This window comes from Nonomuraea sp. bgisy101 (genome assembly GCF_057708945.1).
This window is the reverse complement of record NZ_JBYITD010000015.1, coordinates 122,399-135,730: the sequence shown is the minus strand read 5'-3', so window position 1 is coordinate 135,730 and position 13,332 is coordinate 122,399. Positions and strand designations below refer to the sequence as shown.

The window sequence follows — 13,332 nt, the reverse complement described above, 5'->3', positions numbered from 1 at the left end:
CGGGACCGGCCTCAAGCATGAACAGCCCAATTTTCGCCGCTCATCGCTGGGGAACGCTTTGCCCGACGCGGCCCACCGCCAGGGATCGCCCCCGGCGTCCCCGAGCCAGGTGGGCATCACGCCAACGAGCCGCTCAGCGGGTTTCTCCTGTGGGCGGCATGGCGGGGAAGCCGGGCAGCACCCGTCCCACCACCCGAGTACGGCGCCCCGCCCGCGCCGACCGAACCGGCGCGCCCGCGCTCACCGCTTGTGCCCGTGGCCGTTGCCGTGCTTGAGCTTGCCCTTCTTCGACTCGGCCTTCTTCGGCTCGGCCTTCGTGGCCGGCTTCGACGAGGTGCCGGCATCCGTGGCCGCGACCGGGACAGGGGCGGGACGGGCATCGCCTCGATGATCCCGCGTCGACGGGGCGGCGCGCCGTTCCTCCACCACCGGCACGGCCTGCATGACACTCGCCGTCCTCTGCGCCGACCGGGAGTCGCTCTCGGCGGAACCCATGGGACCCGCCCCGCCGGAGCCGGAGACCGCCCATGCGGCGGCCAGGGCGCTGACGATCAAGCCGGCGGCGGTCACGGCGGCCGTCCTCCGCCAGTGCGCGGCCGGCGGTCCTGGCACTGGCCGCGGCGTCCGTCGACCGTGAGCGGGGCGACGGCCAAGGCCGCCACAGGGGCGACCGCCCGCCCGCAGGCCGCCATCGTGGACGGCCAGACCCCGGGCGGGCGCGGTCGGATCAGGCCGGACGGCCGCCTGCGCCCCGGTCGCCTCCGGCCCCTGGCCGGAAAGCGCGCTCACCCGTAGCAGTTGCTCCTCCGCGGAAGCGGCGTCGGTACGGCGGGCGGGATCCTTCTCCAGCAGGCCCGCGATGATCGGGGCCAGCGGGCCTGCCCGCCGGAAGGGAGCCGGGCCCGAGGTCAGCACCGCCGCCAGGGTGGCCATCTCGCTGCTGTGAACGAAGGGCGCACGGCCTTCGACGGCCGCGTACAGAGTCGCCCCCAGAGACCACAGGTCGGCCGGCGGCATCGTGGGCCCGCCTTTGACGCGTTCCGGCGCGATGTAGGCGGGCGTGCCGACGACCAGGTTCGCCTGGGTCAGCTGGGCCTCGTCGTCCACCCTGGTCGCCAGACCGAAATCGGTCACGATCGCGTGCCGGTCACCGGTGACCAGGATGTTGGCGGGCTTGACGTCGCGGTGCACGACACCGCAGGCGTGCGCGGCACGCAGCGCGGCCAGGACCTCCAGCCCGATGCGCACGACGGCGGAGACGGGCAGAGGGCCCCGCTCGGCGATCACCTGGGCCAGGCTGGGCGCGCGGACGAGCTGCATCACGATCCACGGCCGCCCGTCGGCCGGCACCACGTCGTAGACCGCGGCGATGTTCGGGTGGCTCAGTCTCGCGGCCATGCGCGCCTCGCGCATCGTGCGGGCGACCAGCACCTCGTGCTGCAGCGCGGGCGAGCCGGCGAGAACGACTTCCTTGATCGCCACCTCGCGGTCGAGGAGCTCGTCATGAGCGCGCCAGACCCTGCCCATGCCGCCCCTGCCGACCTCGGCCAGCAACCGGTACCGGCCTGCGAGCAACCATCCCTCACATCGCGAATCCGACATGGCTCCAGCACTACCCACGGACGATCTCCCCATGCGGCACCGAACGCGGCCGCGACGGTCTTCGCCGATGTCTTCTTCCCCGAGTCCAGCACCTACGCCGGCAGCCTGTCGGCGTTCGCCACCTACGCGGTCGGCTTCGTCGCCAGGCCGATCGGCGCCGCCCTCTTCGGCCACTGGGGCGACAGGATCGGCCGCAAGGCTCGCAAGGCGACCCTGATCATCACCCTGGTCATGATGGGCGTGTCGAGCGCGCTGATCGGCCTGCTCCCCGGCACCGCCACCATCGGGGTGGCCGCGCCCGTCCTGCTCGTCATCCTCCGCATCCTGCAGGGCATCGCCGTGGGCGGCGAGTGGAGCGGCTCGGTGCTGTTGTCGATGGAATGGGGCGACCAGCGCAGGCGCGGCCTGATGGCGAGCTGGCCGCAGGTCGGCGTGCCCATCGGCCTCATCCTCGGCACAGAGGCGATGTCGCTGTTGGCGATCGCCTCGGGCGACGCGTTCAAGGACTGGGGCTGGCGCGTGCCGTTCCTGGCCAGCCTGGTTCTGGTCGGCGTCGGGCTCTGGGTGCGGGTGCGGGTCATGGAGACGTCGCTGCTCGCCCGGCTGCTCGAGACCCGGCAGGTGGCCAAGCTCCCGGTCGTCGAGGTGGTCAAGCGGCATCCCAAGGAGGTCGTGCTCAGCGCGCTCCTGCGGGCTCCGAGCAGATGCCGTTCTACACCACGTTCGTCATCACCTACATCACCTCCGAGACCATCGGGATGTCCAAGACGTTCGCGTTCGCCGCGGTCACCTGCGCGGCCGCCGTCGAGCTCTTCGCGATCCCGTACTTCGGCCATCTCAGTGACCGGGTGGGCCGCCGCAGGCTCTACGCGCTCGGCGCGATCGTGCTGGCGGTGGTCGCCTTCCCGTACTTCGCGCTGCTCAACACCGGCATACCGCTGGTGATCCTGCTGACGATCATGATCGTGCAGCTCCAGCACTCCACGGAGTACGGCCCGCAGGCCGCGCTCATCGCCGAGAGCTTCCCCACCGGCCTCCGATACGGCGGAGCCGGGCTCGGCTACCAGCTGGCCTCGATCGTCGCGGGCGGTCCCGCACCGCTGATCGCCACGTGGTTGCTGCACGACTACGGCTGGCAGGCCATCTCCATCTTCATGATCATCGGTGCGGCGGTCGGGCTCGCGGCCACCCTGGCGCTGCCCGATCGCTCGAAGATCGACATCTCGGACGACGCGGCGTACAGGTGACCGGCCTGTCGTGACCCGCGGGCACAGGCCAGGAGCACTCGCGACGCCGTCACTTCACGGCCCGCCGCCGGCGCGATCGGATCCAGTGAGGTGATCGTGCCGCGGGAGGGTGCGGCCGGCGGCGTCAGCCGTGCGCCCCTCGCGGTCGGCGCGTTCGCCGGATCCGCTGATGGCGGGCCGCGGTCACGATACGAGGCCGAGAGAGGCGATGAGGTCGTGCATCTCGTCGCGGTAGACAGCGGCCGGGTCGTGGATGAGGCGTAGGTGGCCGTAGATCTCCAGCGCCATGAGCCCGTGCATCCGGCCCCACACCCTCAGCGTCATCGCGATGCCTGCCGGTGGCAGGCCCGGGAAGTCCTCCCGGACATGGGCCACCAGGTCCGGGTCGAAGTCGGCCCAGCTGTAGGCACGGTCCGCGGATCGGCTCGCCCGGGCTGTCGGCCAGGCTGCGGCGACGAGGCCGATCAGTCCGCCGCAGGCGCGCGCCTCGGCTTGCTGGCCGGGGCCGTCGTCGGGCGCGCGGTAGCCGGGCACGGGGTCGCCGTAGATCAACCGGAAGCCTTCGGGGTTGGCCAACGCCCACGCGCGCATGGCCTGGGCCCAGGCCAGGATCCGGCCGCCTGGATCAGCTTCCGGCACCGCGTCGCGGGCGGCCTCCGCGGCGTCGACCGCCGAGGTGTAGACGTCGCCGATGAGCGTCGTGATCAGGTCATCGCGGGTGGCGAAGTAGCTGTAGATCGCGCCGGCCGTCATTCCCATCTCGCGGGCGATCGCGCGTAGCGAGATGGCGTCCGGGCCGCCGTCCGCCATGAGCTTCATGGCGATCGTCTTGATCTCGGCGCTGGTCTGGGCGCGTAGCCGGTCCCGGCGGCTCATCGTGTGGTCGCTCACACTTGACAGTCTACAGGGTTGGTTTAATCTACGTCGTGCGATGACTGAACACCGTGTAGAAACGAGACGGCATGTAGGACAGAGGCTGATGACCAGAGAAGGACTTCGTCTCGGGCTGCCCGCGCCGACCCAGCGCACCGTGGCGCTCGACGACACCATCGACGCCGCCCGACATCGGGAACGCGCTCGAGTTCAGGCCCGCACGTCGCAGGCTGGACGTCCGCCGCCGTCACCGCCGGCCGTGGCCTGATCCCCCTCGCCCGCAGGCCCGCTTCGCAACCACAGCGAACGTCCCCCACTGGAAGGAGCCAGCAAGTGAGCACCACCGAGGTGATCCTCGCCTACCTCGACATCTGGAACGAGCCGGACGCCGCCGCCCGGATGACCCTGATGAAGTCCGTCCTCACCGAGGACTCGCTCTACGCCGACCCCGACAACGCGGGCCTGCGTGGGCACGCCGAGCTGTCCGAGGTGATCGGCCGCGTCAGGGAGAAGCTCGGCGACCTGAGGTTCACCCTCGACACCGTGGTCGGCGTCCACCACGACCGCGCGCTGTTCCGCTGGAAACTCGGCTCGGTCGCCACCGGCTACGACGTCGTCGAGTTCGCCGGGGACCGCATCCGCAGCATCGTCGGGTTCTTCACCTGAGGCGCCCGTAGCACGGCTGGACCGCCACATGGGCCACCCCACCGCAACGACCGAGCGCCGGCAGAGGCTTTGACCGGTCCGAGGACGGCTTTCGCCCGTCGCCCTGCCGGCGGACGGCCGGCAGGGCCGAACCGGCCGAACCGGCCACCGACAGCGTGCCGTTCCCGGCAAGGCGCGCTGGGCTCGGCGATCGTCACGACATACCTGGCAGAACCCTCCGGGCTGGGATCGACCTATGCCCGAACCCCGGCCCCGGCACCCACACCCGTCGCGGCTGACGCCGCACGAGACAGGCAGGAGCACAAATGTCCACCCTTTCCGCCTCGCAATCGCCGGTCACCGTTGTCGGCCTGGGACTGATGGGCCATGCGTTGGCCGCGGCCTTTCTGACGAACGGTCACCCGACCACCGTCTGGAACCGCTCGGCCGCCAAGGCTGACGATCTCGTCGCCAACGGCGCCACCCTGGCCGACTCGATCAAGAGCGCGGTCGAGGCAAGCCCACTCGTCGTCGTCTGCGTCTCGGACTACGACGCCGTGCACGAGTTGCTGGACCCGGTCGGCTCCTCGCTGGCCGGCCGCACCCTCGTCAACCTGACCACGGCCAGTTCCACTCAAGCACGCGAGACCGCCGCGTGGGCTGCCACGATCGGCGGCGTCTACCTCGACGGGGCGATCCTTGCCCTTCCCCAGGCCATCGGCACCGCCGACGCCACGCTGCTGTACTCCGGCTCGAAGGCCGCCTTCGAGGAGCACCAGGCCACCCTGCAGGCACTCAGCGCGACCGGAACCATCTACCTTGATGAGGACCACGGCCTGTCTGCCCTGTACGACATGTCCATCCTGAGCATCATGTGGGGTGTCCTGAACGGCTTCCTGCAGGGTGCCGCACTGCTGGGCACCGCGAACGTCAAGGCCACGACTTTCGCGACCCTGGCCAGCACCGCGATCAACGTGACGACCGACTACGTCTCCGCCTACGCGCAGCAGATCGACGAGGTCAAGTACCCGGCCGCCGACGCCACCGTTGCCGTCCACATGGGCGGGATGGAGCACCTGGTCCAGGAGAGCGAGGCGCTCGGCGTCAGCACCGCGTTGCCGAATCTCTTCCTGGAACTGGCCCGACGCGCGGCAGCCGACGGCCACGCCGACGACAGTTACGCAGCGTTGATCGAACAGTTCCGCAAGCCCGCCGCCTGACCGCTTCCCTACGACCTCCCAACGACGGAACGAGAAGAGCCAGGGATCCGGATCACGTGATCCCCGGCTTCGATCGGGCCGGCCGCCTTCGCCGAGAGCTCTCGACAGCACCGCCTCCAAGGCCGGCCAAGCCTCATCCTCGCCGATCCCGGACCCAGGAGGACGGCTCCGCGGCTCTGTCCCAGCGCTCCCCCGATCGATCGGACCCATGTTTGTCGGAGAAGGGTCTTCAGTCCTTGAAGGAAGGGTGGCTGCAAGCCACCCCGCCCGGCGCCTTTACAAAGTAGATTTCTAACTGCCTGACCGGCGACCGAACGGCCCGCGGCCTGCTCGCCACCCCTGTGGCCACCCGGCCCCCCTTTCGGGCCATTCATATTGTCAGGCATGTCCGGGTAAGAACCCCGTATGAAGGTGACTGCGGAGGACTTCGGGGTGCTGCTCCTGCGGGTACCCATGGGACTGCTGCTCATGGGGCACGGCGCGCAGAAGCTGTTCGGATGGTTCGGCGGAGGAGGTCCCGACAAGACGGGCGAGATGATGACCGCCCTCGGCTATCCGGAGGGCAAGCTCGTCGCTCTGGCGGCGGGACTGGGCGAGCTCGGCTCCGGCGCGGGCATCGCTCTCGGCGCGGCCACGCCGTTGTCCTCGGCCGGTCTCGTCGCGACGATGACCAACGCGGTCGTCTCCGCGCACCTGCCGCAGGGACTGTGGGCACAGCACGGCGGGTTCGAGTACCCACTCGTGCTCGGCGTGGCCGCGACGGCGCTCGCCGTGCACGGGCCTGGCACGTTCTCGGTCGACGCCGCCCTCGGTTGCGAGCGCAAGGGACTCGCCGTGGGACTCGGGGCGCTCACCCTCGGGCTCGTCGCCGCCGCGGCCGTCCTCGCGCTTCGCCGGGAGAACGACGAAGACATCGAAGGAGCCCAGTAGGAGGCAGGACCTCCTGGCCGAGCTCGAAACCCTCTCCCCCGCCGGCACGCGTTCGCGCAGCCCCCGAACGCCACGCGACCCACCCCCCGCAGGGCGCGAGCCCGCCGAGGCGACACCGCCGAACCCGGCGCGAATGGGATGCGGAAAGCCCGGTCAGGCCTGTTTCGGGAGGGCGCGCCGGAAAGTGGGTCTTGCGCGGCGGCGCGGAGCACCTTACTCTCCGCGTTAGTTAGGAAGTCTTCCTAACTATCACCGCACAAGAGGACCTGCCGATGCCGCCTTCCTTCCGCCTGGCCCTGAGCGCCGCCGTCCTTGCCGCCATGGCATTACTCCCGACCTCCACAGCGTCCGCCACCACCGCTCGAGCCGAGACCCTGCTGTCCCAAGGGAAGCCGGCCACCTCCTCCTCGGTGGAGGCCTCCGGCTTCGAGGCGGCCAAGGCGGTGGACGGCGACGCCGCCACCCGCTGGGCCAGCGCCGAGGGCCACGACCCCGAATGGATCAGCCTCGACCTCGGCACCACCGCCGCCATCACCAGGATCAAGCTCACCTGGGAGGCCGCCTACGGCAAGGCCTACAGGATCCAGACCTCCGCCGACGGCTCCACCTGGACGGACATCTACACCACCAGTACCGGCAACGGCGCCACCGACGACCTGACCGTCTCCGGCAGCGGACGCCACATCCGGATGTACGGCACCGCCCGCGGCACCCCGTACGGCTACTCGCTGTGGGAGTTCGAGGTCTACGGCACCGCAGGGGGAAGCGACGCCACCCCGCCGAGCACGCCGGGCAACCTGCGCGCGACGGGCACCACCGCGAGCACCGTCTCACTGGCGTGGAACGCCTCGACCGACAACGTCGGCGTGACCGGCTACGAGATCTACCGCGGCTCCACCCTGCTCACCACCGTCACCGGCACCACCCACACCGACACCGGCCTCACTCCCTCGACCGGCTACACCTACACCGTCAAAGCCCGCGACGCGGTAGGCAACACCTCATCCGCCGCGGGACCCGTCACCGCCACCACCCAGCCCGGTGGGAGTGGCCCCGCCGTACCCTTCGGCAGCCACACCATCCCCTACGCCGCGGGGATGCTCAGGCCCTCGGGCGACCAGGCCACGCTGGACCAGAAGGTGATCGACTACTACAAGCGATGGAAGGCCGCCTTCGTCAAGCAGAACTGCGGCAACGGCTGGTACCAGGTCATCTCCCCCGACGCCGACCACCCCTACGTGGCCGAAGCCCAGGGCTACGGAATGGTGATCACCGCGACCATGGCCGGAGCCGACCCCGACGCCAAGAAGATCTTCGACGGCCTGGTCAAGTACATGCTGGCCCACCCCTCGTCGATCAACCCCGACCTCCTGGCCGCCGAGCAGAACACCTCCTGTCAAAGCGTCAACGGCACCGACGGCGCGACCGACGGCGACATGGACGTCGCCTACGGCCTGCTCCTGGCCGACCGGCAGTGGGGCAGCGCGGGGACCTACAACTACAGGAACCTCGCGATCAAGCACATCAACGCGATCAAGAAGGACGAGCTCAACCCCGGCACGAACCTGCTCAAGCTCGGCGACTGGACCAGCTCCGGCGACGAGTACTACTACATCTCCCGGGCCTCCGACTGGATGGTCGACCACTTCCGCGCCTTCAGGAAGGCCACGGGTGACACCACCTGGGACACCGTCCGCACGGCGCACCAGAACGTGATCGCCTCCCTCCAGTCGACCTACGCGCCGAACACCGGCCTGCTGCCCGACTTCGTGGTCAACACCAACACCACGCCCAAGCCCGCGCCCGGCAAGGTGCTCGAGGACCCGAACGACGGCTCCTACTGGTGGAACTCCTGCCGGGTGCCGTGGCGCATCGGTGACGACGCGGTGACCAGCGGGGACGCCAAGTCGCTGGCCGCGGCCCGCAAGCTCAACACCTGGATCAGGAGCAAGACCGGCGGCGACCCCAACAAGATCGCCATCGGCTACCGGCTCAACGGCACGCAGATCTCCAGCGGCAGCGACGCGGCCTACTTCGCTCCGTTCGCGGTCGCCGCGATGACCGACTCCGGCAGCCAGTCCTGGCTGGACGCCCTCTGGAACAAGATGCTCACCACCCCGATCGACACCGGCAGCTACTTCGCCGCGAGCATCCAGCTCCAGACCATGATCACCGTGTCAGGCAACCACTGGGTGCCCTGACATGAGGTGAATGTTCGTCGTCTCCCCGTGGTGGCGTGCCTGCCGTCGCCCGCCGTCCCCGCTCACGCGGCGACGGCGCAGGCCCTCCTGTCGTAGGACAGGCCCGCCACCACGTCGGCGGCGGACATGATCCGTCGACCGGCCCGGCATTCCCTGACGGCTGCGAGAACGTCCGGCCGGCCAACCGCTCGGACCTCGGCGGGGCCGGAGCGGCGGCCCCGGAACCCAGCGCCTCCCCGAACCAGTGGCCCCGGGCCCCGATCGGCGGGTACCGGGAGCCGAACGTCAGCCGGCGACGGCGGCGGTCGAGGTGAAGTCGACGATGTCGGGGAGCCGGAAGACCCTGCCCATGGCTCCCCAGTTCCCGTCGGGGATCTCGACCAGGTGCACCCAGGCGACCGGCCGGTCGTAGATCCGGCGCGGATCGTCCTCGGCCTCGGACAGGACGCGGGTGATCCGCTCGATCATGTCGGCCCGCTTGGCGTCGTTCAGGGAACCGGCGGGCACGCTCACCCGGACGACGTAGCGGGGGTGCTCCTTGTCGAGGACCTGCCGGCCGCCGACGAACCAGGCGTCGGGCTCGTTGAGCACGAGCCAGGAGATCTCTCGCGCGGCCGCGGTGTCGGGGGCGCCTTCGGCCAGCATCACCTCGGCCACCAGTTGCTCCTTGACCCGACGGCCGCGTTCGCCGCGCAACGCACCCTTGGGGGCGAACAGTTCCACGAAAGGCATGCAGCACTCCCCTGTAAGTACATAATTTGAACTGACTGGGTCCGACGCTAGACGAGTGAGTTCATTAATTCAACTCACTCGTCTGTCATGACGGAACCGCCCGTTCGCCTGGCGGGCGCCGCAGGACCCGCCCGCGGCCCTACCCGCCCTCAGACCAGGGGTCCTCCACGGTCGGGACCACGGGAGACAGCAGCGCATCAGCGTGCTCGCTCACCTCACCGCGCACCAGCCGGAAGACCCGGAACCCGTTCGGGTGGGCGCCCTCGTCATCCCACACGTGCAACAGCCCGTAGGAGCCCGGCGCGATCCGCCCGACCCGCTCGAACAGGCCGACGACGGCCGCGCCCCACCCTCCGTCGTGGTTGGGCTGCCCCGCCACGTGCAGGAACGGCGTGCCGTTCATGAACCGCAGGTCGACCAGGCCGTAATCGCCGAGTTCGGCCAGGCAGGCGCGGATCTCGGCCAGCCGCCGCTCCAGCAGTCCGTCCTGGCCGTCCTCGGCGCCCGCCGTCTCGCGGATCGTCACCCACCCGTGATACTCGAACATCCGCGCCCTTCAGATGGAGCCGACGCGCCGGTCGACGGCGTCCCCGCGCGGCCCGGAGGAACAGCCAGGCATCAGTCAGGAGCCCAGTACTTCTCGAGGGCCTTCTCCAGATCCCGCACCACCGGGCTCCAGGACGTCGTCAGCGTGTAGCGACTGACGCGGTGACCCTTGTAGGAGACCGTGTACTTGATGAAGTCGGCCCCCTGCGGCTGCGCCTCGGAGCGCCCCAGGCGCAGGCGCTTCAGGTGACCGCGCAGCGTCGCCACTTCCTTCCTGGTCAGGCACTTGTCCACGGTCAGCCCCGTCCGGCGGCTCAGCCGTGCGCACCCGTTGGTGTACACGATCACCCGATCGTCGAGCCCCGCGAATCCGCCCTGCTTGTGGAGCGTGACCAGCGTCTTCTTCGTGGGGGTCACCGCCTGTGCCGGCTGGGCGACGCCCGTCCCCAGGGTCAGCAGGAGCGCCGGTAGGAGCGCGATACGCCAGATCTTCATGTCTCTATGACGTACCGGCCGGGCGAACGGCTCAGTCCGCGAGAAAAAGAGTTGCGTGGGCTGCGGCCGATCCAGGACGCTCCTCGTGATGACGACCCAGAACCAGATCGACCATCCCACGTCGCGCCCGCTCGCCCTGATCACCGGCGTGGGGCGCACCGTCGGCATCGGCGCGGGAATCGCCCGCCGCCTGGCGGCGTCGGGCTGGGACATCGCCTTCACCTACTGGACCCCCTACGACGAGCGCATGACCTGGGGCGTCGAGCCCGGAGCGGCCGATGCGACCGAGACGGCCCTCATCGGGTACGGCGCGGCCACCGCGGCGATCGAAGCGGACCTCACCGATCCCGACACCCCCGCCCGGATCTTCGACGAGGCCGAACGCCGACTGGGCGAGGTCACCGCCCTGGTGATGTGCCACTGCGAGTCGGTCGACTCCGGCCTGCTCGACACCACCGTCGAGAGCTTCGACCGGCACTTCGCCGTCAACACGCGCGCCACCTGGCTGCTGATCCGCGAGTACGGCCGGCGCTTCCGCGGCGTACAGGGATCAGGCCGGATCATCAGCCTCACCAGCGACCACACCGTCGGCAACCTCCCCTACGGCGCGAGCAAGGGGGCCCTGGACCGCATCACCCTGGCCGCCGCCCACGAGCTCGCCCACCTCGGCGTCACCGCCAACGTCATCAACCCGGGACCGGTGGACACCGGCTGGATGTCGGACGAGGTCCGGGACGCCGTCCTGCCCCGAACCCCGCTCGGCCGCCTCGGCACCCCGCAGGACACCGCACACCTCGTCGACTTCCTGTGCTCGCCCGAAGGCCAGTGGATCAACGCCCAACTGCTGATGAGCAACGGCGGCTTCGCCTAGCGGGCGGCGGCGCGATCCGCGGCGACGTCGTTCGCCACGAGGTCGACCACCAGCCGGACGCCCGGCCAGTCCCAGCCGCCCGGCCGGGTCACCGCGTACATCCGGCGCCGCACGTCGAGACCGGCGAGCGGGACGAAGACCACCCCTTCCCGCTCCCTGATGAACTCCGGCACCAGCGCGACGCCCAGCTCCGCCGCGACGATGTCCAGCACTAGCTCCAGGCTGTCGGCCCGATGCACGACGACGGGCGTGAACCCGGCCAGCGCGCAGACCCTGGCCACGAGCTCGTCGTCGGCCTGGCCGCGCGAGTTGAGCACCCACGGCGACCGCGCGTGGACCGTGAGCGCCTCGCGGAAGTCCGCGGCCCCCGGCACGTGCTCGCTCGCCGGCACGGCCAGCACCAGCGGCGTCTCGCACAGCAGTCGCGAGGGGTCGTTGCACGTCCAGGGCACCAGGTTGTAGTCGTAGACGAAGCCCAGGTCGATGAGCCCTTCGTCGAGCAGCTTCAGAACCTCGTCGGGCTCGTGCTCGTGCAACTGCGGCCGCAGCGCGGGGTGCGAGTGCGCCAGGCGGCGGGCCACGGGCAGCAGATCCCTGGAGATGGCCCCGGCATAGGCCGCGATGCGCAGCACGCCGCTCGGCTCGGCCTGCGGGTCCAGCGCGGCGTGCGCCTCCGCCACGGCCGCGAGGATCCTTCTGCCGTGCTCGGCCAGTCTGCGCCCGGCGGGTGTCAGCCGAAGCCTGCGACCCTCCGGCTCGACCAGCGGTTTGCCCACCTCACGCTCCAGGGCGGCCAATTGCTGGGAGACGGCCGAGGTACCGTAGCCGGTCGCCGCGGCCACCGCCCGGAGCGTGCCCAGCCGTTGCAGCTCGACCAGAACGCGGAGCAGTCGCGTGTCCATGCCTCCATTATCCGCCGTATACGGATATTTAATCCGTCATCACGTGGTGGACGCGGACAGTGGACAACCGGTGACATGTTCAGCATGACGAACACGACAACGCCGGCGTCCACCATCGGAAGGAAGGCCTCTCCTCCGCTCCCGAGAACGCGTGGCCGGGTAGGGGCCGCCGCGATGGCGGTGGGCGCGATGGCGAGCGTGCAGACGGCCGCGGCGGCCTCCACCGGGCTGTTCGGGAGCGTGGGGCCGGCCGGCAGCGCCTGGCTCAGGCTCTGCTTCGCCGCGCTGGTGTTCGTCGCCGTCGCCCGTCCGAAGGTGTGGGCGCTCCCCCGCGCCGACCTGGGCTGGTCGATCGTGCTCGGCGGGGTGACGGGGGCGATGACCGTGCTGTACGTGGAGTCCATCGCGCGTATCCCGCTGGCCATGGCCACCGCGTTGGAGTTCCTGGGACCGCTGGCGGTGGCCGTGCTGCGCCGTACCGGACGGTGGGGGCTGGTGTGGCCAGCGCTCGCGCTCGCCGGGGTGCTGGCGCTGACCCGGCCGTGGCAGGGGGGCGCGGACCTGGTCGGCGTGCTGCTGGCCCTCGGCGCGGCGTTCTGCTGGGGCGCCTACATCCTGCTCACCCAGCGCGTGGGCGAGCGGCTGCCGGGCGTCCATGGTCTGGCGATCTCGTTGCCCGCGGCCGCGCTGGCGACGGCGGTGGTCGGGCTCCCGCAGGCGCTGCCGGGGATCTCCGCGCAGGTCCTGTGGCAGGCCGCGGCGCTGGCGCTGCTGCTTCCCGTGCTGCCCTTCACTCTGGAACTGCTCGCCCTTCGCAGGCTGCCGAGCGCGGTGTTCGGCGTGCTGATGTGCCTGGAGCCCGCGATGGCGGTGCTGGTCGGTCTCGTGCTGCTCGGGCAGGTCCCCGCGACGGTACAGCTGGCCGGGATCGTGCTGGTGATCGTGGCGGGGGTCGGTGCCGGCCGCACGGCGAAAGCGTAGCGACCCCGGCGCCTTTACAAAGTAGATCTCTTGCGCGCGGCGGCTCAGGGTCGCGGCCCTCGACGGCCACGACCACCCCCTGGCCCG

The 13,332-nt window shown here is 70.5% G+C and carries 13 protein-coding genes and 1 pseudogene; 8 read left to right on the top strand and 6 right to left on the bottom strand.

What is annotated here, in order from left to right:
* Nucleotides 1-240: 240 nt before the first annotated feature.
* The gene (locus AC3EO4_RS27535) at nucleotides 241-1,575 is read right to left on the bottom strand and encodes a serine/threonine-protein kinase (RefSeq protein ID WP_431898495.1); all 1,335 of its coding nucleotides are present in this window, start codon (nucleotides 1,573-1,575) and stop codon (nucleotides 241-243) included.
* On the opposite strand from AC3EO4_RS27535, the pseudogene AC3EO4_RS27530 reads away from it, so the two are divergent.
* Together AC3EO4_RS27530 and AC3EO4_RS27525 are read left to right on the top strand one after the other, a co-directional pair.
* Nucleotides 1,504-2,169, top strand: a pseudogene (locus tag AC3EO4_RS27530) (MFS transporter); the annotation flags it as partial. The gene AC3EO4_RS27535 and the pseudogene AC3EO4_RS27530 overlap by 72 nt on opposite strands.
* A 137-nt stretch (nucleotides 2,170-2,306) precedes the next feature.
* Nucleotides 2,307-2,849, top strand: a complete 543-nt coding sequence (locus tag AC3EO4_RS27525) for an MFS transporter (protein WP_431898494.1) — start codon at nucleotides 2,307-2,309, stop codon at nucleotides 2,847-2,849.
* A 183-nt stretch (nucleotides 2,850-3,032) separates the two neighbouring features.
* On the opposite strand, the gene AC3EO4_RS27520 is transcribed toward AC3EO4_RS27525, so the two are convergent.
* Entirely contained in the window at nucleotides 3,033-3,740 is a 708-nt protein-coding gene (locus AC3EO4_RS27520) for a TetR/AcrR family transcriptional regulator (RefSeq protein ID WP_379580406.1), read from the bottom strand.
* Nucleotides 3,741-4,055: 315 nt separating this feature from the next.
* On the opposite strand from AC3EO4_RS27520, the gene AC3EO4_RS27515 reads away from it, so the two are divergent.
* From AC3EO4_RS27515 to AC3EO4_RS27500, 4 genes are all read left to right on the top strand, one after another.
* On the top strand, nucleotides 4,056-4,388 hold the full coding sequence (locus AC3EO4_RS27515) for a nuclear transport factor 2 family protein (protein ID WP_431898493.1): 333 nt from the start codon (nucleotides 4,056-4,058) through the stop codon (nucleotides 4,386-4,388).
* 305 nt (nucleotides 4,389-4,693) lie between these two features.
* Nucleotides 4,694-5,587, top strand: a complete 894-nt coding sequence (locus tag AC3EO4_RS27510; protein ID WP_431898492.1) for an NAD(P)-dependent oxidoreductase — start codon at nucleotides 4,694-4,696, stop codon at nucleotides 5,585-5,587.
* Nucleotides 5,588-5,992: 405 nt separating this feature from the next.
* A complete protein-coding gene (locus AC3EO4_RS27505) occupies nucleotides 5,993-6,517 on the top strand; it encodes a DoxX family protein (RefSeq protein ID WP_431898491.1) in 525 nt (174 codons plus the stop codon).
* A 272-nt stretch (nucleotides 6,518-6,789) separates the two neighbouring features.
* The gene (locus AC3EO4_RS27500; RefSeq protein WP_431898490.1) at nucleotides 6,790-8,718 is read left to right on the top strand and encodes a glycosyl hydrolase family 8; all 1,929 of its coding nucleotides are present in this window, start codon (nucleotides 6,790-6,792) and stop codon (nucleotides 8,716-8,718) included.
* Nucleotides 8,719-9,003: 285 nt separating this feature from the next.
* Here AC3EO4_RS27500 and AC3EO4_RS27495 read toward each other — a convergent pair whose 3' ends face one another.
* The 3 genes from AC3EO4_RS27495 to AC3EO4_RS27485 form a co-directional block, all read right to left on the bottom strand.
* Nucleotides 9,004-9,450 carry a tautomerase family protein gene (locus AC3EO4_RS27495; RefSeq protein ID WP_431898489.1) on the bottom strand — a complete coding sequence of 149 codons (447 nt, stop codon included), beginning with the start codon at nucleotides 9,448-9,450 and terminating at the stop codon, nucleotides 9,004-9,006.
* A gap of 139 nt (nucleotides 9,451-9,589) precedes the next feature.
* Nucleotides 9,590-9,997, bottom strand: a complete 408-nt coding sequence (locus tag AC3EO4_RS27490) for an Imm7 family immunity protein (protein ID WP_431898488.1) — start codon at nucleotides 9,995-9,997, stop codon at nucleotides 9,590-9,592.
* A gap of 71 nt (nucleotides 9,998-10,068) precedes the next feature.
* The gene (locus AC3EO4_RS27485) at nucleotides 10,069-10,491 is read right to left on the bottom strand and encodes a hypothetical protein (RefSeq protein ID WP_431898487.1); all 423 of its coding nucleotides are present in this window, start codon (nucleotides 10,489-10,491) and stop codon (nucleotides 10,069-10,071) included.
* 88 nt (nucleotides 10,492-10,579) lie between these two features.
* On the opposite strand from AC3EO4_RS27485, the gene AC3EO4_RS27480 reads away from it, so the two are divergent.
* The gene (locus AC3EO4_RS27480; RefSeq protein WP_431898486.1) at nucleotides 10,580-11,362 is read left to right on the top strand and encodes an SDR family oxidoreductase; all 783 of its coding nucleotides are present in this window, start codon (nucleotides 10,580-10,582) and stop codon (nucleotides 11,360-11,362) included.
* On the opposite strand, the gene AC3EO4_RS27475 is transcribed toward AC3EO4_RS27480, so the two are convergent.
* Nucleotides 11,359-12,264, bottom strand: a complete 906-nt coding sequence (locus tag AC3EO4_RS27475; protein ID WP_379580390.1) for a LysR family transcriptional regulator — start codon at nucleotides 12,262-12,264, stop codon at nucleotides 11,359-11,361. The two genes, AC3EO4_RS27480 and AC3EO4_RS27475, sit on opposite strands and share 4 nt — an antisense overlap.
* A gap of 189 nt (nucleotides 12,265-12,453) precedes the next feature.
* On the opposite strand from AC3EO4_RS27475, the gene AC3EO4_RS27470 reads away from it, so the two are divergent.
* Nucleotides 12,454-13,245: an EamA family transporter gene (locus tag AC3EO4_RS27470; protein ID WP_431898485.1), complete on the top strand. Its 792-nt coding sequence runs from the start codon at nucleotides 12,454-12,456 to the stop codon at nucleotides 13,243-13,245.
* The last annotated feature ends 87 nt before the right edge of the window (nucleotides 13,246-13,332 follow it).

Coding starts and splice junctions, on each gene's coding strand:
- AC3EO4_RS27525 (WP_431898494.1), top strand. CDS start 2,307: ATGCCGTTCTACACCACGTTCGTCATCACCTACATCACCTCCGAGACC.
- AC3EO4_RS27510 (WP_431898492.1), top strand. CDS start 4,694: ATGTCCACCCTTTCCGCCTCGCAATCGCCGGTCACCGTTGTCGGCCTG.
- AC3EO4_RS27505 (WP_431898491.1), top strand. CDS start 5,993: ATGAAGGTGACTGCGGAGGACTTCGGGGTGCTGCTCCTGCGGGTACCC.
- AC3EO4_RS27500 (WP_431898490.1), top strand. CDS start 6,790: ATGCCGCCTTCCTTCCGCCTGGCCCTGAGCGCCGCCGTCCTTGCCGCC.
- AC3EO4_RS27495 (WP_431898489.1), bottom strand. CDS start 9,450: ATGCCTTTCGTGGAACTGTTCGCCCCCAAGGGTGCGTTGCGCGGCGAA.
- AC3EO4_RS27490 (WP_431898488.1), bottom strand. CDS start 9,997: ATGTTCGAGTATCACGGGTGGGTGACGATCCGCGAGACGGCGGGCGCC.
- AC3EO4_RS27485 (WP_431898487.1), bottom strand. CDS start 10,491: ATGAAGATCTGGCGTATCGCGCTCCTACCGGCGCTCCTGCTGACCCTG.
- AC3EO4_RS27480 (WP_431898486.1), top strand. CDS start 10,580: ATGACGACCCAGAACCAGATCGACCATCCCACGTCGCGCCCGCTCGCC.
- AC3EO4_RS27475 (WP_379580390.1), bottom strand. CDS start 12,264: ATGGACACGCGACTGCTCCGCGTTCTGGTCGAGCTGCAACGGCTGGGC.
- AC3EO4_RS27470 (WP_431898485.1), top strand. CDS start 12,454: ATGGCGAGCGTGCAGACGGCCGCGGCGGCCTCCACCGGGCTGTTCGGG.